Here is a 21,749-nt window from a genome sequence, read left to right on the forward strand (position 1 = left end):
GGAGACAGCAATGGATACGGAACAAGCCGAAGCCCCGTCGCGGGGGCCGCAGGAACAGTACTTTGCCGCGTTGGCCCAGGGCCGCTTTCAAATTCAGCGCTGCGCGGCATGCAAGCGGCATCAGTTCTTTCCCCGCACCCTATGCGTGCACTGCGGCGCGACCGACCTGGCGTGGACGGACCCCGCCGGCACCGGCACGGTCTATTCGTTCAGCATCGTGCGGCGCAAGCCGGAAGCGGGCGGCGACTACAACGTGGCGCTGATCGATCTGGACGAGGGCGCGCGCATGATGAGCCGGGTGGACGGCGTGCCGTTGGAACGGCTGCGGATCGGCATGCCGGTCAAGGCGCGGGTGTTGCTGGAAGCGGCCCAGCCGCGGGTGGTGTTCGAGCCCGTGGAGGCCGCATGATGACGCTGGAATCACTGCGGGGCCGCGTCGCCATTGCCGGGGTCGGGCACGCGGGCCTGGGCGAAGCACACGGCTACACCGAAATGGAAGTGCTGGCCCAAGCCGCGTCGCGCGCCGTGGCCGATGCGGGCCTGACGATGCAAGACATCGACGGGCTGGCCACATGCAGTTCGTCGGCCACGATGTGGAGCATGCCCGTTGCCGAATACCTGGGCCTGCGTCCGCGCTATATCGAAGCCACGATGCTGGGCGGCTCCAGTTTCGTCTCGCACCTGCTGCCCTCGGTGATGGCATTGGCGTCGGGGCAGTGCAATGCGGTGCTGGTCTGCTATGGCAGCACGCAAAAGACCGCCACGTTCGGCCGCAAGGAAGGCGTCAAGGCGCGCACGTTGCTGGACCCCCAACCCTTCGAACATCCGTATTCGCCGCTACAGCCCGTGACGTCCTACGCATTGGCCGCCGCCCGCCACATGCATCAATACGGCACAACCCGCGAACAGCTGGCCGAAGTGGCCGTCGCGGCGCGCGCTTGGGCGGCGCTGAACCCCGAGGCCGCGATGCGCGACCCCTTATCGATCGACGACGTGCTGCGTTCGCGCCCCGTCTCGGATCCATTGACGGTGCGCGACTGCTGCCTGGTCAGCGATGGCGGCGGCGCCTACGTGATGGTGCGCGCCGACCGCGCCCGCCAGCTGCGGCAGCCGCCCGTGTACGTGTTGGGCAGCGCCACGGCGGTGTGGAACCGGCAGATTTCCTCCATGGAAGACCTGACCGTGACGGCAGCGGCGGAATCCGGCAAGCGCGCGCTGGCCATGGCCGGCTTGAACGTAGCCGACGTGGACGTGGCCGAGCTTTATGACGCCTTCACGATCAACACGCTGCTGTTCCTGGAAGACCTGGGCTTTTGCAACAAGGGCGAAGGCGGCGCCTTTGTTCAGGGCGGCGGCATTGCGCCCGGTGGGCGTCTGCCGGTGAACACGAACGGCGGCGGCTTGTCGTGCGTGCATCCCGGCATGTACGGCATTTTCCTGGTGATAGAAGCCGTGCGTCAGCTGCGGGCGCAGGCGGGCGAACGACAGGTGGCGGGCGCGGATATCGCGCTGGTGCACGGTAACGGCGGCACCTTGTCCAGCCAGTCCACCGCCATCCTGGGCGGTCCGTCCACGCGCTGACGCCGGCCTTGCGCCATCCTTAGAAAAGGGATTTTCATGCTGGACAAAACAGTGGATACGCTGGCCGCCGCGGTGGCCGGCGTACAAGACGGCGCGGTGATTCTCATCGGCGGCTTTGGCGCCTCGGGCGTGCCGACCGAACTGGTCTGCGCGTTGCTTGGGCAAGGCGCGCGCGATCTGACCATCGTCAATAACAACGCCGGCAATGGTGAGCGTGGCCTTAGCCAATTGGTGCGAGCCGGGCGCGTGCGCAAGATGATCTGCTCTTTCGCGCGTTCGTCGGATCGCAAGAAGCCGAACGCCGCCGCCTTCGCCGAGGCCTACCACGCAGGCAAAATCGAGCTTGAATGCGTGCCACAGGGCACGATGGCCGAACGCATGCGCGCGGCGGGCGCGGGGCTGGGGCCGTTTTTCACGCCGACCGCATTTGGCACGCCCTTGGCGAAAGGCAAGGAAACGCGCGTGATAGACGGCGTTGGGTACGTGCTGGAAGCCCCGCTGAAGGGGGACTTTGCTTTCGTCAAGGCGCGCACGGCGGACCGCTGGGGCAATCTGGTGTACCGCTATGCCGGGCGCAACTTCGCGCCGGTGATGTGCATGGCGGCCACCACCACGGTGGCGCAGGTGGACAGCATCGTGGACCTGGGCGCCATCCCGCCCGAACACGTCATGACGCCGGGAATTTTCGTTAAACGAGTGGTGCAGGTGGAGCGCGATCATGGAATATGAAAAGCTGAATCGACGCCAGATTGCGCGCCTGGTGGCGCAGGACATTCCGGATGGCGCCTATGTGAACCTGGGCATCGGCATTCCGACGCTGGTGTCGGCCTTTTTGCCGGCCGACCGCGACGTGATCCTGCACACCGAAAACGGCATCGTCGGCATGGGGCCCGGCGACCCCGACGCGCCGCTGGACCTGGACCTGATCAACGCCAGCAAAGAAGCGGTGACCTTATTGCCGGGTGCATCCATCACCGACCACGTGGTGTCGTTCGCCATGATGCGCGGCGGCCATCTGGACCTGACGGTGCTGGGCGCATTCCAGGTGTCCGCGCGCGGCGACCTGGCCAATTGGGACACCGGTGCGCCGGGCACGATTCCGGCCGTGGGCGGCGCGATGGACCTGGTGGCCGGCGCGCGCCAGGTCTACATCACGATGGACCACGTTACCAAGGACGGCCAGCCCAAGATCGTGCGCGAATGCAGCTATCCGCTGACTGGCGCGGGCGTGGTCGACCGCATCTATACCGACCTGGCCATCATCGATGTGCTGCCGGATGGCATGCGAGTGAACGCGATGGTGGCCGGGCTGCGCTTTGACGCCTTGCAGGAGCTGACGGATTGTCCGCTGACGCTGGCGGACGATTGGCGGGTGCTGTCGCCTGAATAACCTTCGGCTCGTACTTCCCCGTGTTGACACGGGAAGTTTTCGATACTTAGAATGTTCTTATAGAAAGAATATACGTTCTGTACATAAGAACGACCTGAGCGGGAAGAGACAATGGAAAACCACGCCTTGCCAGCGCAACACGCGTCGGACGCGCAGCTTGCGCATCGATTCCGTAGCCGCGCGTTGGCGTTTTCACGGCCGCGCCAGGTCGATATGGACCTGCTGCTGCGTGTGGGCGATGCGCCGCTGCTTGTTCGGATCCGCGACGGCCGGGTTACCAGCGCCGACGCGCCCACCGCGCCGCTGCCTTCCTGCGACGTATCGCTGCGCGCCTCTGCCGCCGTCTGGTCGCGCTTCTGGCAAGCCGTGCCGGATGCGGGCTGGCATGACATCTTTGCGTTGAGCAAACGCGGCGAGCTGTCTATCGAAGGCAAGCTGCAACCCTTGATGGCGCACTTGCAGTTCGTCAAGGATCTGCTGGCAACGGGCCGCGAGGCGCACGGATGAACGCCGCCCTGGAACCCATCGTTGGCCGTTATGTGCACATCGACATCGCCGGCAAGCCTTGCCGTGTTTACTTCGAAGAAGCGGGCGAGGGCATCCCGCTGGTCTGCCTGCACACCGCCGGCGCCGACAGCCGCCAGTACCGCCACATGCTGTGCGATGCGGACATCACGTCGCGTTATCGCGTCATTGCGTTCGACATGCCATGGCATGGCAAGTCGTACCCGCCGGCCGGCTGGCAGGACGAGGAATATCGCTTGTCCACCGAGCGTTACGTGGAAACGGTCATGGCGTTCTGCCAGGCGCTGGCGCTGGATCGCCCGGCGCTGATCGGCTGCTCGATCGGCGGGCGCATTGTGTTGCAGCTGGCGCATCAGCACGCCGAACGTTTTCGCGCGTTGATCGGCGTCGAAGCGGCTGATTTCCAGCAGCCCTGGTACGACACGTCTTGGCTGCATCGCGGCGACGTCCATGGCGGCGAGGTTTGCGCGGCCTTGGTATCGGGCTTGGTGGCGCCGCAGTCACCGGCCGTCTATCGCCACGAAACCTTGTGGCAATACATGCAGGGCGGCCCCGGCGTGTTTCGCGGCGACCTGTATTTCTATCGCGTCGACGGCGATTTGCGGGGTCGCCTGGATGGCATCCGTACCGATCATTGCCCGCTGTATTTGCTGACGGGGGAATACGACTTTTCGTGCACGCCCGAAGACACCTTGCGCACTGCCGCCGGCATTCCGGGCGCGCAGATCACCATCATGCGCGAATTGGGGCATTTCCCCATGAGCGAAAACCCACAGCAGTTTCGCGGCTACATCCTGCCGGTGCTGGACGCCATCGCCCACCTATAGCCCGGCATCAACGACGGGCAGGCACTGCCCGCGACTCACAGGAGGCATCATGCGTTATCCGATCATTCTGGCCGGCATCTTTGCGCTGGCCGCGGTTCCCGCCGTCAAGGCGCAAGAGGCACAGGGCACGCTGAAGCTAGGCGCCTTGGTCACGCTGTCCGGCGCCGGCGCTGCCTGGGGGCAGGGCATGAAGAACGCCGCCGAGATCGGGGCGGACCAGGTGAACGAGGCGGGCGGACTGGACGTGGGCGGCAAGAAGTATCGCGTGCAGGTGGTGGCCTATGACGACAAGTACCAGGCCAACGAAGCCGTTACCGTAGCCAACCGCCTGGTGTTCGAGGACAAGGTGCGCTATGTGATCGGCCCGGTGGGATCGGCGCCCGTGCTGGCGATCCAGCCCATGACGGAAAAGAACAAGGTAATCGTGATGACCCTGGGCTTTACCGCGAAGGCGCTGGCCGCCGACAAACCCTTTACCTTTCGCCCCAACGTGACGACCGCCGAGGTGTCGCAGCCGCAGATCGACTGGCTGGTCAAGTCGCAAGGTTTGCGCAAGGTGGGTGCGCTGTTCCCCAACGACGAAACCGGGCAGCAGATTGCGCTGGACCTGGAAGCTGCCTACAAAAAGGCTGGGGCGGCCTTGTCCGTCAAGGAGTTCTTCGAACGCGACCGCGTCGATTTCGTGCCCGTGCTGACGCGCATGATGGCGCGCGGCATCGACGCCATCGAACTGGATGGCAATTCACCCACCACGGCCGGCTTGATCGTGAAGCAGGCGCGCGAACTGGGCTTTGAAGGACGCATCGTGCGTACTGGCGGCCCGGCCACGCAGGAAATCGTCAACGTGGCCGGCAAGGCGGCTACCGAGGGCATGTTCGTCCATACGCCCATCGATCCCGAGCTGCCCGCTACCAAGGCCTACGCCCAGCGGTATGCCGCCAAGTACAAGCACGCGATGAACGGCTTCAGCCCCGCGTTTTATGACGGCACCAACATGCTGTTCGAAGCCATGCGCCGCGCCGGCACCGTGGAAGATACCGACCGCGTTCGCGTTGAACTGGAAAAGTTGGAAGGTTTTGAGGGATCCCTGGGCAAGCTCAGCTGGACGGGCAAGGCCATGTACGGCATCAACCATCAGTTGAACGCGCCGTTCTACGTGGCCGAGGTCAAGGATGGCCGCGAGGTCATCCGCGCGCGCTGCACCGTCGAGGGATGCCGCTAGCGCGGCGGGGGATGCCACGTGGATTGGAGCATTTTGCTGACGCAGGCCACGATCAACGGTTTGATCGTGGGGTTGCTGTATCTGTTGATGGCGGTGGGCTTCACGCTGGTGTTCGGCGTGATGCGGATGGTGAACTTCGCCCATGGCGAGTTCTACATGCTGGGCGCCTTCGGCGCCTATTACCTGACGACACAGGCGGGTTTCTCGTTCCTGCCCGCCGTGGCGCTGACCTTCGCGTTGGCGGTGGCCGGCGGCGCGGTGCTGGAATGGGGTGTGCTCAAGCCGTTTCGCCGGGATGAGCTGAACGGCATGATCGCCACCATCGGCCTGGCGATGATCCTGCAAAACCTGGCCTTGATGTTCTTCGGCCCCGACCCTTTGTCCATGCCCGCCGTCGCCCAGGGCACGGCCCGCATGGGCAAGCTGGTCGTGCCCTTGTCGCGCGTGTACGTGGTGGTGTTCGCCTTGCTGGCGCTGGCCTTGCTGTATGGCTTTCTGCGTCACTCGCGGCCGGGCCGCGCGCTGCGCGCCGTGGTCGAGGACTTTGAAATAGCCGGCATCCAAGGTATCCGCTCGCGCATCTATTACCCGCTGGGTTTTGGCCTGGGGGTAGGGCTGGCAGCGGTGGCCGGCGCGCTGATGGCGCCGCTGTTCTCGGTGTCGCCATTCGTGGGCGCCACGCCGCTGCTCAAGGCGTTCATCGTGGTGATCCTGGGTGGGCTGGGCAGCATCCCCGGCGCGGCTTTCGCGGGCCTGGCGCTGGGCCTGGCGGAAAGCTATGGCAGCCTGCTGTTCGACAGCAGCACGGCGGACATGCTGATTTTCGCCGTCGTGATCGTGATGTTGGTCGTGCGGCCCAAGGGCTTGCTGGGCCGGGGGGAGGCATAAACCATGACGGACCTTTCACTTGATGCAGCCGTGGCGCGGCCCGCGCCATTACGCTGGCTGTTGTGGGCCGCGTTGGCCGTGGCGGCGTGCACGCCGTGGTTTGCCGGGCCGTTCGCCCAGCATCTGGCGGTGCTGACCTGCCTGAATGTACTGATCGTCAACGGCTTGGCGCTAATTGCACGCTGCGGGCAGTTGTCCTTGGGGCACGCGGCCTTCGTGGCGGTGGGCGCGTACGGTTCGGTGCTGGCCGCGCGCCACCTGGGGTGGAGCTTTCTGCCGTCCACCTTGGTGGGCGTGGCGTTGACGGCGGGCGTGGCGCTGATATTGGGCGCGATCATCCTGCGCTTGAAGGGCGTTTATTTTGTACTGGTGACATTTGCGTTCGGGGAGCTGGTGCGGCTGATCTTGCTGGACGGCTCGTCCTGGTCGGGTGGCGCGAACGGTGTCGCCAGCATCCCGCCGGCCGCGCTGGCCGGTATCGTGTTCGATACGCGGGCCAGCTTTTACGGCCTGGCGCTGTGCGTGGCCCTGGGCTCCGTCGCGCTGTTGAGCGCGGTGGCAAGGCAGCCGTTCGGCCACGCCATCGACGCCGTGGCCGAGAACCCGGCCCTGGCCGAATCCACCGGCCTTAGCGTGCACCGGATTCAGCTGTGCGCATTTGTGGCCGGTTGCGCGCTGGCGGCGGTGGGCGGCGCCTTGCAGGCGCGTTACGTGGGCTACGTGTCGCCCGAGTCATTCAACGCCAGCATATCCATCGGCTTCATCATCATGCTGGTCATCGGCGGCCGCCGCTCAGTATGGGGCGGGCTGATCGGCGCCATGGTGCTGACGCCGCTGCCCGAGCTGTTTCGCGGGGCGGTGCAAACGCAGCACATTTTTTACGGCGCGGCGCTGATCCTGATCCTGCGTTTTCTGCCGGCGGGCCTGGCCGGCTTGCCGGGGCCGTGGCAATCGCGTCGGCACAAGGAGTTTCCATGAACCCACCTTTATTGCAGGTGCAGGGCCTGTCGCGCAGCTTTGGCGGCTTGGCGGCCTTGCGCAACGTCAGCTTCGCCATCGCCCCGGGCGAAATCGTGGGCTTGATCGGCCCCAACGGCGCGGGCAAGACAACGGCCTTCAACGTCATCAGCGGCACGATGCCACCGTCATCGGGCTCGGTGCATTTTGACGGCCGTGACATTTCGGGCGGCCCGCCCAGCCGCGTGGTGGTGAGGGGGCTGGCCCGCACGTTTCAATCCACCTCGACCTATCCCGAGGCCACCGTGGCCGATAACATCCGGCGCGGCATGCTGTCGCGCATTCAACATTCCTGGCTGCGTCGCCTGGCCGGGCGTAACCAGGACTTGTTGCCCGCGTCGGAGGTGGCGCGGGAAGTGGACCGGCTTCTGGTCCTGCTTGAGCTGCAAGAGTGGCGCGACGCGGCGGCCGGATCGCTCGCCTACGGCTTGCAGAAAAAACTGGGCATCGCCGTTGCGCTGGCCTGCCGGCCGCGCATGTTGTTGTTGGACGAGCCGGCGGCGGGGCTGAACCATGAAGAATGCAACGAGCTGGGGCGGTTGCTGCGCCGCCTGCAATCCGAGGAAGGGTTGACGATGCTGCTGGTGGAACATCACATGGCGCTGGTCATGGAACTTTGCCATCGCATCGTGGTGCTGGTGCAGGGAGAAAAAATCGCCGAAGGCACGCCTCAAGCCATCCGCGACAACCCCGCCGTGATCGAGGCCTATCTGGGAGCCCCCGACTATGCCCATGCTTGACGTCCAGGAACTGAAGGTGCGCTACGGGCCGCTGGAGGCGGTGCGCGGCATCAGCTTCACGGTTGAACCCGGCCAGATCGTTGCGTTGGTCGGCTCGAACGGCGCGGGCAAAAGCTCTACCTTGAAGGCACTGATCGGCTTGGCGCCTGCCTCGGGCGGGCGCATTGTGTTTGACGGGAAAGACATCGCGCGGCAGGGTTCGGCGGCGCGGGTATCGGCCGGCTTGTCCTTGTCGCCGGAGGGGCGGCGCTTGTTCGGCCGCATGACCGTGCTGGATAACCTGATGGCCGGCGCGCATGGGGTCAGGTCGCGCAGCCGCGTCCGCGCGCGGCTGGAAGAGATCTACGCGCTGTTCCCGCGTGTGCAGGAACGGCGTGCACAGTTGGCGGGATCGTTGTCGGGTGGCGAGCAGCAGATGGTGGCCATTGGCCGCGCGCTGATGGCGCAACCCCGCTTGTTGATGCTGGACGAACCATCGTTGGGCATCGCGCCCAAGGTTGTGGCCGAAATCGCGGACGCCATTCAGCGCATCAACCGCGACAGCGGCATCGCCATCGTCCTGGTCGAGCAAAACGCGCGGCTGGCGCTGCGCCTGGCGCATCATGCCTATGCGTTCGAACATGGCGAGGTGGTGCGCAGCGGCAAGGGCGCCGAACTGCTGGCCGACCCCTTTGTGCAGAAAGCCTATCTGGGCATATGAAGAGAGCCTTGGCGATGCAGAACGTTCTTCCTGAATACGAAATCCACGCCATCCGCTACGCCCGGATGCCGCGCCAGAGGCGCGACAACTTCCTGGGTGGCGATCCGCACGACGGCGACATGCCCATGGACTTCTACGTGTGGCTGATACGCGGCGCGGGCCGGGTTGTGCTGGTAGACACGGGGTTCAATGCCGACATGGCGCGCCTGCGCCGGCGCGAATTGATCCAATGCCCCATCGCGGCCCTGGCGCCGCTGGGCGTGCAGCCCGAAGACGTGCAGCACGTGGTGCTGACCCACCTGCATTACGACCACGCGGGCAATCTGGATCTGCTGCCGCGGGCGCGCTTTCATGTGCAGGACGACGAGCTTGACTATGCCACCGGCCGCTGCATGTGCTTTGAACCGCTGCGGCATGCCTACGCGGTGGAAGACGTGGTCGCGCTGGTGCGGCGGGTGTATGACGGCCGGGTGCAGTTTCATGACGGCGACAGTACGTTGTTGCCGGGGATTGAACTGCTGCATATCGGCGGCCACACGAAGGGCCTGCAAGCGGTGCGCGTGCATACGGCACGCGGCTGGGTGGTGCTGGCGTCCGACGCCAGCCATTACTACGAAAACATGGGGCAGGGCAGGCCGTTTCCCATCGTCTACAACACGGCCCAGATGCTGTCGGGATACGGCAAGCTGTTTGGCGCGGCGCAATCCGAGCAGCATGTGGTGCCCGGGCATGACCCGTTGGTGCTGGATCGGTATCCGAAGTGGCAGGGGTCGGCGCACGTGGTGATGCTGCATTGCCAAGCTCTGCCTGGGGTAGCGCAGCAGCCGTAACAACGTTCGACGCCACGGCCCCAACCGTTCAAGCCATCCCTTGCGCGCAGCCCGGTTCCTAGCATCGCCTCGTCGAAGCAGGCTGCGTTATCGTTTCCACTAATTATCGTAATCCCTAGCTTTTTATGGGCGAACACCCCGTCCATAATTTGCGGAAACGTTTCCACAAAAAGGGACTTCCATGAGTACCGAGTTGCAGGCTGCACGCGTCAAGACCGTCGTTGACCACATGGCGCTGGAATGCGTTCAAGAATGGGACAAGGTCATCGACACCTTCGAACACCCCCGATACGAGATGCACTCCAGCGGTGCGGTCTTTGACGGCCACAGCGAGGTCATGGGGTATTTCAAGTCGTCGCGCGCCTCGTTTCCCGACTTGAAGAACGAGATCATCGCGGTGGCCGCCGCCGACGGCACGGACATTGTCCTGGTGGAATTCTGGCTTTCCGGCACGCATGCCGGGCCGTTCACCGTTGACGGCAAGACGTACGAGCCGACGGGACGCCAGTTTCGCGTTCGCATGGCGGCCACCTTCGAATTCGCGCCTGATTCGGCCAAGGTGATCTGCGAGCGTCCGTACACCTGTCAGAACGCCAAGCTGCGTTCCCTTGGGTTGCTGTAGCGGTTGCTGTAGCGGTAGCAGTAGCGGTTGCGCCGTTCAGGAGGCGGGCAACCTGGTAAGGCCAATGCGTTCTACAGAAAAAACCGGGCAGGCCGGTCAGGCGCTGCACCCGGGGATAAATCCGAGGAGACAACAATGAAGAAGCTGTCCGTTGCAGCCGCGCTGCTGACCGTGCTGGGCATGGGCGCCGCCCATGCCGACGACTACCCCAATCGCCCGATCCGCATGCTGTTGCCGTTTTCGGCCGGCGGCGGCGGCGACACCTTGGGCCGGATCCTGGCAGAGCGGTTTTCAGCAGAACTGAAGCAGCCCGTCATCGTCGAGAACAAGCCCGGGGCCGGCGGCACGATAGGCATCGCCGCCGTGGCCCGCTCGGCTTCGGACGGCTACACGATCACCATTGGGGGGATGACGACGCACATCCTGTCTCCGTCGGTCTACAAGGACCTGCCGTACGACCCGATCAAGAGCTTTACGTCGCTGGGCGCCATCGGCAATTCGGCCATCATGGTGGTCGCGAACAACAACTTTCCGGCCAACGATATTGACGGGCTGAAGAAACTGGCGGAATCCCGCAAGGATTCCATCCAATACGCAAGCTGGGGCATCGGCTCAACGGGTCACTTCTGTGGCGAGGTCATGGTGCAGAAGGGCAACCTGAAGATGCAGCACGTGCCCTACAAGGGCACCACGCAGATCATGACGGACATCATGGGCGGGCATATCGACCTGGGTTTCGTCGATATGGCCACCGCCACGCCGATGGTCACGCAGCACAAGGTCAAGGGGCTGGCCGTCTGTACCAAACGTTCGCCCAGCGTGCCCGAAGTCCGCAGCTACAAGGAACAGGGAATCGACTTTGATCGCGATTTGAATTGGGCGATGTACGTGCCCGCCGGCACGCCCCAGCCCATCGTCGACCGACTGTCCGGGACCTTGGAAAAGGTGCTGAAAGAACAGGAAGTGATCGACAAACTGCTGGGGCTTGGCATTTCGGCCCAGTACGTTGCCGGACCCGCCCACCAGAAGGCAAACATGGCCGACATCGAAGCCTGGCGCGTGGTGGCGAAAGAAGCCGGCATTACGCCGCAATAGACGGTTCCTTGGCTGTGGCAACGAGCCATCGCGTTGCCCCCTTAACTGCACGAGACATTCATGAAACTGCTTCAAGACCGCGTGGCCGTCATCTCGGGGGCCGCGCACCCCAAAGGCATCGGTAAAGCCACCGCAAAGCTCTTTCTTGAACATGGCGCACGCGTGGCAATCCTGGACGTTGACGAGGCACGCATACAGGAAAGCGCGGCGGACCTGGGCGGCCCGGCGGCTAAGTTGCTTGCGCTGGCTTGCGACGTGGGTAGCGACGAGCAATGTCGCGCCGCCATCGACAAGGTGGCCGCCTGGTCCGGCGGGGTGATCGACGTGCTGGTGAACAACGCGGCAATCACGCAGAAAGCCACGTTCCGCGACATCACCCCCACCGACTTCGAACGCATCCTGCGGGTCAACCTGACGGGCGTGTTCAACCTGAGCCAAGCGGTCATCCCCTTCATGGTTCAGCGCGCCGGGGGAAGCATCATTTCCATTTCGTCGCTGTCGGCACAGAACGGCGGCGGCATCTTCGGTGGTGCCCATTACTGCGCCGCCAAGGCGGGGGTGCAGGGCATTACCCGCGCCATGGCCAAGGAATTCGGCGAACACAAGATCCGCGCCAACGCGATTGCGCCGGGCCTGATCACAACGGACTTTTCGCGCACCGGACGCTCGGATGAAAGCAAGGACGACGCCGCGCAAGTCTGGCCGCTGCGTCGCGCCGGACGCCCACACGAAATCGCGGGCGGCTGCCTGTTCCTGGCCAGCGAGCTTTCCAGCTACATCACCGGCACGACGTTGGATATCAACGGCGGCGCCCACATGAATTAAGGAACATCAATGAGCAAGCTTTTTGGCGGCGTCCGGCAAGTGGGCTATGTGGTCCGCGACATTGAAAAGGCCATGCGCCACTGGTCCGAGGTGCTGGGCGTCGGGCCCTGGTTCTACAAGGAAGAGGTCGGGACTACTGAATTCCGATATCGCGGCCAGGTCTCGCAACCACCGCGCCTGTCGATTGCATTGGCCAATTCCGGCGACCTGCAAATCGAGCTGATCCAGCAACGAGACGAGGCGCCATCGCTTTATCTGGATTCCCTGCGTGCAAACGGGGAATGCGCGCAGCACGTGGCGTTCTGGACGCTGGACAACTTCGACGAGTTTTGCGACCGGCTGCGTGGCGGTGGCTACGAAGAAGGGCACGGCGGAAGGATGGGCCTGCGCGGCCGCTTCGCGTACTTCGTGCATCCTGATTTGCCCAGCGGCATGATCGAAGTGTCTGAAATGAAAGGCGGCAAGGGCGAATATTTCGACGAGATCAGAAGGGCGGGAGAAACCTGGGATGGGTCCGCGCCGATACGCCCGCGCACCTAGCCGGCCCAGCGCCGAAGACGGTGTATGTTAGCCACTTCCGGCACAGACAAAACCAACATCATGAAAGACCGAAGCACCCGAATCACCATACGCGACGTCGCCAAGAAAGCGGGGGTATCCCTGGGCACGGCATCGCGCGCGCTGAACCGCACAGGCCGTGTCAGCGAAGCCGCCATCGTGGCGGTCGAGCAGGCGGTACGCAGCCTGGACTATCGCCCGGACGCCGTGGCCAGAAGCCTGCGCACGAAGTCCTCGGGCGTGATCGGGCTGCTGGTGTCCGACCTGGCCAACCCGCTGTACGCCCGCATCATCACCGCAACCGAGACCGCGCTACAGGCCGAAGGCTATTCGTTGCTGGTGGCCAGCACGCATAACGAAAGGCGTCGCGAAGCGTCGCTGATCGACATCTTTCGCGGCCGGCGTGTTGACGCGTTGATTTTGGGCCCGTGCGAAAAAGAATCCGCCGACCTGATCGACAAGCTGTCTCAAGAAGTTCCCGTTGTGGCGCTGGACCGGGAGTTTGGCGACGTGTCCGTCGGTATCCATGTGGATCATGCAACGGGGGCGTTCCAGGCGACCCAGTATCTGCTGAACCTGGGCCACACACGGATTGCGCTGCTGACGCCGGGTACGGATTTGCGCACCGGCAAAGAGCGTATCGCGGGCTTTCGCCAAGCATTCAAAGAGCGCGGCATGGTTGCTGACCCGGCGCTGATCCGGGCGGAACAGTCCGCCATGCAGTTTGCGTTTTCCGAGGCAATGTCGCTGTTATCGCACGCGAATCGACCCACCGCGTTTGTATGCCTGGGAACCAGAATTTTGTCCGGCGTGCTGCAAGCACTGCGCCATACCGGAGACGCGGTGCCCAACGATATCAGCGTGATCAGTATTGGCGACACCGATCTGTCTCAGCTGTTCAGCCCGGCCATCACCTCGCTTAGTTGGGACCTTGAGGCGGTGGGCACTTGCGCGGCACAACTGGTCCTAAAGCAACTTGATCGCCAGAGCGCGCCCGCGCAAGGCGATCGCATCGTTATCAAGACGCAGCTGATATTGCGCGAATCGTGCGCGCCCGCAGCGCCGTCTTGACCCTACACCCTAATCAGGAACGCTCATGACACTACCGTACACCGTCACCCATCAAGATCGCCTGCTGACCGTCAACATCGAAGACGGCGTCCAGCTGCCAGGCGCCGCCCCGGGCTCGTCGATCATTCCGTTGTTCCTGGATCGGGAAAACGGCGTGTGGGTGCTGTACGGCAAGTTCGCGCCGGGCACCCGCCTGCCCACGCACTTTCATACCGGCGTCGTTCACTTCTACACCACCAAGGGGCAGTGGAACTATCTGGAATATCCCAACGACGTGCAGACGGCCGGCAGCTATCTGTACGAGCCGGGCGGCTCCGTTCACACCTTTTCAGTACCCGAGGACGCCAAGGAGCCGGCCGAAGGATTCATGGTTGTTTTCGGCGCCAACATCAACTTCATCGACGGCCAGTTCGCCAACATCCGCGATGCCGGCGCCATCGAGGATTCGATTATCGACGCGGCCAAGAAGGCAGGCTTGCCCATCCCTCGCTATATCCGCCCCAAGGGCGGCGCCGAGTTCACGCGCGACTGATCGGAGGGGGCGGGTCATGCGATTGGCATCAAAAGTGGCGCTGGTAGCCGGCGCCGGAACGTTAAGAAACTCGTTTTCCACCGCCGATCAGGTGGGCAATGGCGCAGCCTGTGCGATTCGCTTCGCCCGCGAAGGCGCGACGGTCATCTGCACCGACCGGTCCTTGGCCGCCGCGCAAGAGACCGCCCAGCAAATCCGATCGGAAGGCGGTGTGGCGGAAGCCATCGAGCTTGACGTCACGGATTCGACGCAAATCGCGCGGGTGGCGCAAGACGTGGCATCGCGCTTTGGCGGCATCGATATCCTGCACAACAATGTCGGCATCGAGATCCAGGGCGACCTGCTCGCCGTGCAAGACGACGAGTGGGACCGCGTCATGACGGTCAACGTGCGCGGGTCCATGGCGATGGCGCGCGCCTTTCTGCCGCAAATGAAGGCGCGCGGCGGCGGGGCCATCATCAACGTGTCGTCAACGGCAAGCCTGAAATGGAGCCCGATGCAATTCCTGTCGTACAGCACGGCAAAAGCGGCCGTCAACCACATGACGCGGGTCATCGCCCGTCAGTACGCGGCGGATCAGGTGCGGTGCAACTGCATCATCCCCGGCATGATCCGCACGCCGCATGCGGACGCGCTGTATGCAAGCAGCGAGGCGGCGCAAGAAGGGCATAAGGCGCGGGACGCCAGGTGCCCGATGGGGCGCCAGGGCAGCCCGTGGGATATTGCAAACGCGGCGCTGTTTCTGGCGTCTGACGAGTCGGCTTATGTCACGGGGTGTTTGATGGTGGTGGATGGGGGGTCAAGTTTGTGAGCGGCTTGCGTGGCAGGGCGCCCGCTTGCGGCAAACCGAGGCGGATAAAAACGTTCATTCGGTGATTGGCTTACGGCCGGCTTGTCCTACGCTTCTGGTTTCAGGAGGCGGACATCACCGGTCGTTCTTTTTGCCTGGCGTTCGTGGGCGGCGCGGCGTGGGTGCAGTGTTTCCCGGTATTGCCCGGCGCCTTCGTTCTGTCGCTGATAGGCGTTGCTGCCGTCGTTGCTGCCGTCGTTGTGGCCGTCGTTTCGGCCGTCGTTTCGGCCGGCGTTGCGGCTGCGGATCGCCTGCGATGCCGCGCCGGTTCTTTGCGCGTTGTCTGTGCTCTTGTGCTGGGCCTTTGCGCCGGCACGCTTAACGCGTGCCTTCAAGCGCACCTGCGCCTTGACGATTCACTGGCGGACTTGCATCAGGACCAAGTCTCCCGCCTGACCTTGCGCGTAGCCGAGCTGCCGGACGGCGATGACCGGCATCATCGCTTCATCGCCGAACGAGCCGAGCCCGCGCGCCCGGGCATTCCGTCTCGCATCCAGGTCACATGGCAAGCGCCGCCGGGGGCGACGGCCCCGCTGCCCGCACTGCTGCCCGGCCAGGTCTGGCGCATGGCGCTTGTGTTGCGGCGACCGCATGGCGTACTGAACCCGGCAGGGCCGGACGCGGAAGGGCGCATGTTCGCTCGGGGTTTGCGGGCGGTGGGCACGGTGCGTGGGCGGCCGCAGTTGTTGGATGACAAGCCTTGGGCGTCGGCGGGGGTGGCCATCGAACGGGCGCGACACCACGTGCGCGTGGGTCTGCGGCAAGCCTTGGGGCAACACCGTTACGCACCGGTGTTGATCGCACTGGCCATTGGCGACCAAGCGGGCGTGGCGCGCGATGACTGGCGCATCTTCAACCGCAGCGGCATTACGCATCTGGTATCGATCAGTGGCATGCACGTGACGTCTATCGCGGGTATCGCGGGCGTGCTGGTGGCGGCGGGGTGGCGGCGGGCGCGATGGCGTGGGACGGGCTTGCCGGAATTCGTGCCGTCGCGCGTGGCCGGCGGCGCGGCGGCGGCAGTGGTGGCGCTGCTGTATTGCCTGCTGGCGGGATGGGGCGTGCCGGCCCGGCGCACGTTCTTCATGTTGTCGGTGGTGCTGGCGGCGGTGATGTCGCGGCTGCCGCTCACGGCGGGCAGGGTGTTGGCGTGCGCTGGGGCGGGCGTGGTGGCGTTGGACCCGTGGGCGCCGTTGTCGGCGGGGTTCTGGCTGTCTTTCGGCGCGGTGGCGATATTGCTGCGCATTGCCGAGCTGCCGTTTGATGCCGAGGCGGGCTGGCGCCGCCGTTGGGCAAGCCGGTTGGCACAAGCCACGCGTTTGCAGCTGTTGGTCACACTGGGCTTGACGCCGCTGCTGGCGTTTCTGGTGTATCAGGTATCCGTCGGATCGCCCCTGGCCAATGCCGTGGCAATTCCGTCCGTGACGTTCATCGTCACGCCCTTGGCGTTGCTGTGCGCGGCGCTGTCCGTGTTGCCCGGTGCGCAGGCGGTGGCCGCGTGGGTCGGCCAGGTGGGGTTGGCGGCGTTCGACTACACCATGGCCCCGGTGGCGTGGGTAGGCAATGCTGATTGGGCCAGCTTTGCCGTGGCGGCGGCGCCTTGGCCTTGGCTGCTGGTCGCGGTATCCGGCATGGTATGGGCCTTGCAGGTGCGCGGCTGGCCAGCGCGACACCTTGGCTGGGTCTGCATGCTGCCCCTGCTGTGCTGGCGGCCGGACAAGCCCGATCCCGGCCATTGGCGCATGACGGCCCTGGACGTGGGGCAGGGCAGCGCCATCCTGGTCGAAACGGCAACGCAGACCCTGCTGTTCGATGCCGGCCCGCGCCATTACGGCGGCAGCGACGCGGGCGATCGAGTCGTGGCGCCGTTCATGCAGGCGCGCGGTATCGATGTGCTGGATGTGCTGGTGCTGTCCCACGCCGACCAAGACCACGTCGGCGGCGCGCGAGCGGTGCTGGCGGCGGTACCGGTGCGGCGTAGTTATGCGTCATTTGATGTGGCGGCGTTTGTACGGCGGGATGCCAGTGTGTGGCCGGTGGTGGGGACGGTGGGCGGGACGGTAGGTGGGAGGCGGGGCTGGACGGTAGGCGGGGCGGCGAAAGGGACGGTAGGCGGCACGGCGAAAGGGACGGTAGGCGGGACGGCGGGTGGGACGGAGGGAGGGACGGCGGGTGGGACGGAGGGAGGGACGGTGGGTGGGCCGGCGTCGGGTGCGGCGTCGAGCCAAGCGGCGCCCGGCACGCCGTCCACGCTGCCCGATCGTACGTTGCGCTGCCGCCGCGACGACTCCTGGGAGACGGACGGCGTGCGGTTCACCTTTCTGCATCCCACCAACGGCGGCAACGGCGAACCGGTGGACCGGAACGCGGACAGCTGCGTGTTGTTCGTACAGGGAGCCAGCCATTCGCTATTGCTGACAGGCGACATCGGCGTGGCGCAGGAACGCGAACTCGTCGCACGCGGGGTGCCTAAAACCGATGTGGTGCTGGCCCCGCACCACGGCTCAGCCTCGTCATCCGGGCGCGACTGGGTACGCGCCGTGCAAGCCACTCATGCCATTGCGCAAGCGGGCCATCTAAACCGTTTCCGCCATCCCGCCCCGGCGGTGGAGCGGCGTTGGCTAGCGGCGGGGGCGGTGTTCTGGCGTAGTGACCGGGACGGCGCGGTGATGGCTCTATCCACTGCAAACGGTCTGTCGGTTTGGTCGCAGCGTGGTGACGGTGCGCGCTACTGGCATGGGCGATGACTGTCGGCTAAGGCGCGATAGGCAAGCGCGTGGGGACGGTTAGACGCGGACCGCAGCCAGTCTAGCCGCCGCTGTGCTACCCCACACCCATCACCAACCGATCAAACAAATCGTCCCCGCCCATCTGTCCGCCCTTAAGCATCAACTCCACACCATCCACCACGGAGTTGTCGCTGCGCGCAACGCTGACGGTGACGCCGGGCGCCAACACACATCGGAACTGCAAACCCCACAAACCCAGCGCCAGCGTGGCTTGGCTTGATGTGTCGCCGCCGGCGATGCCGACCCGTGCAAGCCGGGTTCCCGCTTGCGCGCTGGCGGTGATGATGGCGGCGGCAAGCTGTGCGGTGGCGCGGGCGGCACTGGCGGCCTGGCCGCTGGTAACGGCTTGGTCCGGGCGGTCGGTGTGGACGAGCACGTTGTGTCCTTGCGCCAAGGCTGCGGTCGCCAGGCGGACTTGCTCTGCCACGTAGGTGGGTGATTCCAGCAGCGCTTGTACTTTCAGCGGCTGGTGCGTGTAGCGGGTGCTGGCGGCAATCTGCCGCGCGGTGACGGGTGACAAGCTGCCGGCCATGACAAGCACCGGGCCGGAGGCGGCGGGGAGCGGTGCCTCGCCACTGGGTAAAAAGGCAGCGGCATCGCGGCCGGCAATCTTGCCACGATGCTCTGCCGTCGTTCCATCGGGTCCAGCCAGCCCGTGGTTACGCTGAAACACGCTTGCGTCGCGCTCGAACGCCGCTGCGCGCGCCAGCGCCTGCTGTACGCTGCTTGGGCCAACCGCCAACAACGGCGCACTTGCCGCCGCGCGCCAGATCAGGCGGCCAATCACGGCGAGTTGCTCGTCGTCCGTCACGTCGAACAGGACCGGGCCGTCACTGGTGTTGATCAGGTCGTCGATCCAGGCATCCAGTTGGGCGACGTCGTTCGCACCCATCGCACCCGTCGCACCCATCGCACCGATCGCACCCGTCGCACCCATCGCACCGATCGCACCCATCGCACCGATCGCACCAGGTGCACCAGGCGCACCAGGCGCACCAGGCGCACCAGACGCACCAGGCGCACCAGACGCACCCGACGCACCCGACGCACCGGCATCCCCAGCACCCCGCAAACGCGGATACGCAATATGCGGCACCGACCGAATCCCCTCCAGCCCTTGCGCGGCCAGATGCCGTCGTAAGTCCGCCTCATGCATCGGCGTGACCGGGTGCTGGCTCATCACCGGATGCCGGTCAATGCGATACACCTCCGGCGCGGCCCCCGCGCGGGCGAACAATTGGGCAAAGCTGCAATAGCGTCCGATGCTGGGTTGCCCGCCCACAATCGGTACCAGCCGGTTCGGCATGTGTCGCCGCAGTTCGCGGATGGCGACGCCGATGCTGCCGACGTGCGGGGCGCTGTCGAAGGTGGAACAGCACTTGTAATGCAGCACGCGTGCGCCGGTGCCGGCCATGAAGCGGCCGACAGAACGTAGTTCCGTTTCCATATCGGTGGGGGACATGGCGCGCGCGGCGCCCGCGATGCCGATGGCGTCCAGCGGGCCGGCGCGGCGCAGTTGTTCAGGCGTGGGCACGCCCAGGAACAGCAAGCCGCGCAGGCCAGCGCGCGCGACTTCGGCCAGCGTGTCGGTGGCGCCGGTGAAATCGTCGCCGTACCAGCAGATGCTTGGTGCGGTCAGGCTGCTTGCGGCATTTGCGCTGCCCGCGTCATCGGCATGGCCTGGGCCGTCGTGATCTTTGGCGCTGCCCGCCCCACTGCCAGCGCTAACAACCCCCGCAGTCATGCCCGCCCACCAAAAAATTCCAACGCCCGCTTCAACTCGGGCGCGTTCCGCGCAACGTCGTCCAACGCCTGTCCATCCCGCACCGCCTGCCACGCTTGCCGAATGCTCTGCACGCCCGCTGCCGGCCCATCCGGGTGCGCCAGAATTCCTCCACCGGACATGAACATCAAATCATCGGTGCGCACGGCCGCCCACGTGGCGGGCACGGTGCCGGCCCATTGGCCGGACGAGAACGCGGGCATGACCGGGTCGTCGATGCCGGGCGTGAGCGAGGCCAGGCAGTCGCGCGCGGATTCCACGACTTCGCTGTCTTCCTGCGCGAACTTGCCTTGCAGGCCGTGCACGTGCATATGGTCCACGCCGGCCAGACGCCACAGGGTTTGATACGCCTGAAAGCCGATGCCCAGCAAGGGCGCGCGTGACAAGGCGCCGAAGCCGTTGCGATGGCCGTGCAAGGCCAGCGGCGTGCTGCGGCGCAGGGTCTGGATGGCGGAAAAGCCGCACCAGTTCAGGCTGGCCATGACGCAGGTGCCGCCCTCGCGTTCGATCAGGTCGGCGTGGCGGCGCATGGCATCGGTTTCGTCGCTGATGTTGAACGCCACCATCACTTGGCGGCCGGTGCGTTCGCGGTGGGCGCGCACTACCGCCATGACGGCGGCGACGCGTTGCGCCAGCGGCGCGTGCGCGGGGTTGGCGCACACCTCGTCGTCCTTGATGAAGTCCACGCCGGCCGCGCACAGCTGGGCGACCAGATGCGCGGTCTGCTCGGGCGACAGGCCCACGTTGGGCTTGATGATGGTGCCTACCAGCGGTCCCGTTGTCACACCCGTCAATTGGCGCGTGCCGGCGATGCCTACTTGCGGCATGTCGAATTGGGCGCGGTAGTTGGCGGGCAGCTCCATGCTTTCCAGGCGCAGGCCGGTGACTTCGCCCAGGTCGTACAGGTTGCCACCGACGGTGGCTGCCAGCGTGGGCAAGTTGGCGCCTACGTTGGCCACGGGAAAGGCGATGCGGACGCGGGCGCGCTGGTACCTGCCCGGCATGCCGCCCGCTTGGCGTGCCAGCCAGGCGTTGGGCAGGCTGGGCGTGTCGGTGGTGTCCAGCAGGTCGATGGATTCAATGCGCGCGCGGGCCCGGGCGCGCAGCTCGTCGGTTTCGCCTTGCACGCGGGTGAAGGTGCCGCAGGACTGCTCGCCCGCCATCACTTCGGCGACCCGCGCGGGGTCCATCGGGGTTTCGATCAGGTAGGTCGCGCTAAAGGACTGGGAATTCATAGGCTTGGGAATTCAAAGGTGGCGGCGGGCGGCAATGTTGGGTCAGCAAGGGACAGCAGGCACCGGCAGGCGTCCGCAGATCAAAGGCGCGACAAATCCGGGAACGGGCGGACCGGGTCCTTGCCGTCCCAGCCGTTGGCGCTTTCTCGGATCAAGTCGAACAATCGGCCCTTGGGGCCAGCCACTTCCGACAGTTCGATGACGGTGCCCGGGTGGTATTCGGTGTCGAAGTAGATGAAGCGGCCTTTCTCGCCGACTTCGCCGCTCATCTTGGGCTTGAAGCCCTGGGCCAGCAGGCGTTCTAGATCGGCGTCGTAGCTTTCGGTCCAGTAGGCCACGTGTTGCAGGCCGGTGCGGCCGGCTTGCAGGAAGTCGCGGTACATCGACGGCACGTCGTTGCGCGTCTGGATCAGTTCAACCTGCACGAAGCCGGAGTTGGCCAGCGCCACGGAATTGTGCGGCTGGTGGCTTTCGCCGTCGTACTGGTAATTGACGATCGGCACGCGCGGGTTGTAGTACCACGGGCCCACACCCAGCGTGTTGCTCCAGTACTCCATGGCGGCTTCGATGTCGTGCACCACATAACCGAGTTGGCGGATTTCGCCCAGGAAACGACTCATGATGGATCTTTATAAAAGGAAAACGAAGAGGGGGGACGCGGCCCCCCCC

Annotated in this window: 23 protein-coding genes; 20 read left to right on the top strand and 3 right to left on the bottom strand. The window is 65.2% G+C overall.

Annotation, left to right across the window (positions count from 1 at the left end; translation table 11 throughout):
* Positions 1–10: 10 nt before the first annotated feature.
* From ACNPP0_RS06100 to ACNPP0_RS06195, 20 genes are all read left to right on the top strand, one after another.
* On the top strand, positions 11–409 hold the full coding sequence (locus tag ACNPP0_RS06100; protein ID WP_448705291.1) for a Zn-ribbon domain-containing OB-fold protein: 399 nt from the start codon (positions 11–13) through the stop codon (positions 407–409).
* Positions 409–1,581 (top strand): thiolase family protein, encoded by a 1,173-nt coding sequence (locus ACNPP0_RS06105; protein ID WP_448705327.1) that lies wholly within the window; start codon positions 409–411, stop codon positions 1,579–1,581. The genes ACNPP0_RS06100 and ACNPP0_RS06105 overlap by 1 nt, the downstream gene beginning before the upstream one ends.
* 36 nt (positions 1,582–1,617) lie before the next feature.
* Positions 1,618–2,310 carry a 3-oxoacid CoA-transferase subunit A gene (locus tag ACNPP0_RS06110; RefSeq protein ID WP_448705292.1) on the top strand — a complete coding sequence of 231 codons (693 nt, stop codon included), beginning with the start codon at positions 1,618–1,620 and terminating at the stop codon, positions 2,308–2,310.
* A complete protein-coding gene (locus ACNPP0_RS06115) occupies positions 2,300–2,971 on the top strand; it encodes a 3-oxoacid CoA-transferase subunit B (RefSeq protein WP_448705293.1) in 672 nt (223 codons plus the stop codon). The genes ACNPP0_RS06110 and ACNPP0_RS06115 overlap by 11 nt, the downstream gene beginning before the upstream one ends.
* A 111-nt stretch (positions 2,972–3,082) precedes the next feature.
* On the top strand, positions 3,083–3,478 hold the full coding sequence (locus tag ACNPP0_RS06120) for a hypothetical protein (RefSeq protein WP_448705294.1): 396 nt from the start codon (positions 3,083–3,085) through the stop codon (positions 3,476–3,478).
* Positions 3,475–4,323, top strand: coding sequence for an alpha/beta fold hydrolase (locus ACNPP0_RS06125; RefSeq protein WP_448705295.1), 849 nt, complete (start codon positions 3,475–3,477; stop codon positions 4,321–4,323). The genes ACNPP0_RS06120 and ACNPP0_RS06125 overlap by 4 nt, the downstream gene beginning before the upstream one ends.
* A 49-nt stretch (positions 4,324–4,372) precedes the next feature.
* Complete coding sequence (locus tag ACNPP0_RS06130; protein WP_448705296.1) at positions 4,373–5,545, top strand: ABC transporter substrate-binding protein; 1,173 nt, start codon at positions 4,373–4,375, stop codon at positions 5,543–5,545.
* An 18-nt stretch (positions 5,546–5,563) separates the two neighbouring features.
* The gene (locus ACNPP0_RS06135) at positions 5,564–6,433 is read left to right on the top strand and encodes a branched-chain amino acid ABC transporter permease (RefSeq protein WP_332608589.1); all 870 of its coding nucleotides are present in this window, start codon (positions 5,564–5,566) and stop codon (positions 6,431–6,433) included.
* A 3-nt stretch (positions 6,434–6,436) separates the two neighbouring features.
* On the top strand, positions 6,437–7,411 hold the full coding sequence (locus ACNPP0_RS06140; RefSeq protein ID WP_448705297.1) for a branched-chain amino acid ABC transporter permease: 975 nt from the start codon (positions 6,437–6,439) through the stop codon (positions 7,409–7,411).
* Entirely contained in the window at positions 7,408–8,190 is a 783-nt protein-coding gene (locus ACNPP0_RS06145) for an ABC transporter ATP-binding protein (RefSeq protein ID WP_332608587.1), read from the top strand. The genes ACNPP0_RS06140 and ACNPP0_RS06145 overlap by 4 nt, the downstream gene beginning before the upstream one ends.
* A complete protein-coding gene (locus ACNPP0_RS06150) occupies positions 8,177–8,890 on the top strand; it encodes an ABC transporter ATP-binding protein (RefSeq protein WP_332608586.1) in 714 nt (237 codons plus the stop codon). The genes ACNPP0_RS06145 and ACNPP0_RS06150 overlap by 14 nt, the downstream gene beginning before the upstream one ends.
* Before the next feature lie 14 nt (positions 8,891–8,904).
* Entirely contained in the window at positions 8,905–9,720 is an 816-nt protein-coding gene (locus tag ACNPP0_RS06155) for an N-acyl homoserine lactonase family protein (protein ID WP_332608585.1), read from the top strand.
* 181 nt (positions 9,721–9,901) lie between these two features.
* Positions 9,902–10,342: an ester cyclase gene (locus ACNPP0_RS06160; RefSeq protein ID WP_448705298.1), complete on the top strand. Its 441-nt coding sequence runs from the start codon at positions 9,902–9,904 to the stop codon at positions 10,340–10,342.
* Positions 10,343–10,477: 135 nt separating this feature from the next.
* Positions 10,478–11,437, top strand: a complete 960-nt coding sequence (locus ACNPP0_RS06165; RefSeq protein ID WP_448705299.1) for a Bug family tripartite tricarboxylate transporter substrate binding protein — start codon at positions 10,478–10,480, stop codon at positions 11,435–11,437.
* A 60-nt stretch (positions 11,438–11,497) separates the two neighbouring features.
* A complete protein-coding gene (locus tag ACNPP0_RS06170) occupies positions 11,498–12,262 on the top strand; it encodes an SDR family NAD(P)-dependent oxidoreductase (protein ID WP_448705300.1) in 765 nt (254 codons plus the stop codon).
* Between the two features lie 9 nt (positions 12,263–12,271).
* Complete coding sequence (locus ACNPP0_RS06175; protein WP_332608581.1) at positions 12,272–12,802, top strand: VOC family protein; 531 nt, start codon at positions 12,272–12,274, stop codon at positions 12,800–12,802.
* Positions 12,803–12,862: 60 nt separating this feature from the next.
* On the top strand, positions 12,863–13,891 hold the full coding sequence (locus ACNPP0_RS06180) for a LacI family DNA-binding transcriptional regulator (protein ID WP_332608580.1): 1,029 nt from the start codon (positions 12,863–12,865) through the stop codon (positions 13,889–13,891).
* 25 nt (positions 13,892–13,916) lie between these two features.
* Complete coding sequence (locus tag ACNPP0_RS06185) at positions 13,917–14,423, top strand: 2,4'-dihydroxyacetophenone dioxygenase family protein (protein WP_046805743.1); 507 nt, start codon at positions 13,917–13,919, stop codon at positions 14,421–14,423.
* Positions 14,424–14,439: 16 nt separating this feature from the next.
* A complete protein-coding gene (locus tag ACNPP0_RS06190) occupies positions 14,440–15,234 on the top strand; it encodes an SDR family NAD(P)-dependent oxidoreductase (protein WP_332608579.1) in 795 nt (264 codons plus the stop codon).
* Positions 15,235–15,368: 134 nt separating this feature from the next.
* On the top strand, positions 15,369–18,020 hold the full coding sequence (locus ACNPP0_RS06195) for a DNA internalization-related competence protein ComEC/Rec2 (protein WP_448705328.1): 2,652 nt from the start codon (positions 15,369–15,371) through the stop codon (positions 18,018–18,020).
* A 76-nt stretch (positions 18,021–18,096) separates the two neighbouring features.
* Here the strand turns inward: ACNPP0_RS06195 and ACNPP0_RS06200 are convergent, their stop codons facing one another.
* From ACNPP0_RS06200 to ACNPP0_RS06210, 3 genes are all read right to left on the bottom strand, one after another.
* Positions 18,097–19,701 carry a four-carbon acid sugar kinase family protein gene (locus tag ACNPP0_RS06200; protein ID WP_448705329.1) on the bottom strand — a complete coding sequence of 535 codons (1,605 nt, stop codon included), beginning with the start codon at positions 19,699–19,701 and terminating at the stop codon, positions 18,097–18,099.
* Positions 19,702–19,802: 101 nt separating this feature from the next.
* A complete protein-coding gene (locus ACNPP0_RS06205; protein WP_448705301.1) occupies positions 19,803–21,080 on the bottom strand; it encodes a ribulose-bisphosphate carboxylase large subunit family protein in 1,278 nt (425 codons plus the stop codon).
* Between the two features lie 80 nt (positions 21,081–21,160).
* Positions 21,161–21,700: a VOC family protein gene (locus tag ACNPP0_RS06210; protein WP_448705302.1), complete on the bottom strand. Its 540-nt coding sequence runs from the start codon at positions 21,698–21,700 to the stop codon at positions 21,161–21,163.
* Between the last annotated feature and the right edge of the window lie 49 nt (positions 21,701–21,749).

The organism is Achromobacter semiaridum (assembly GCF_053543755.1).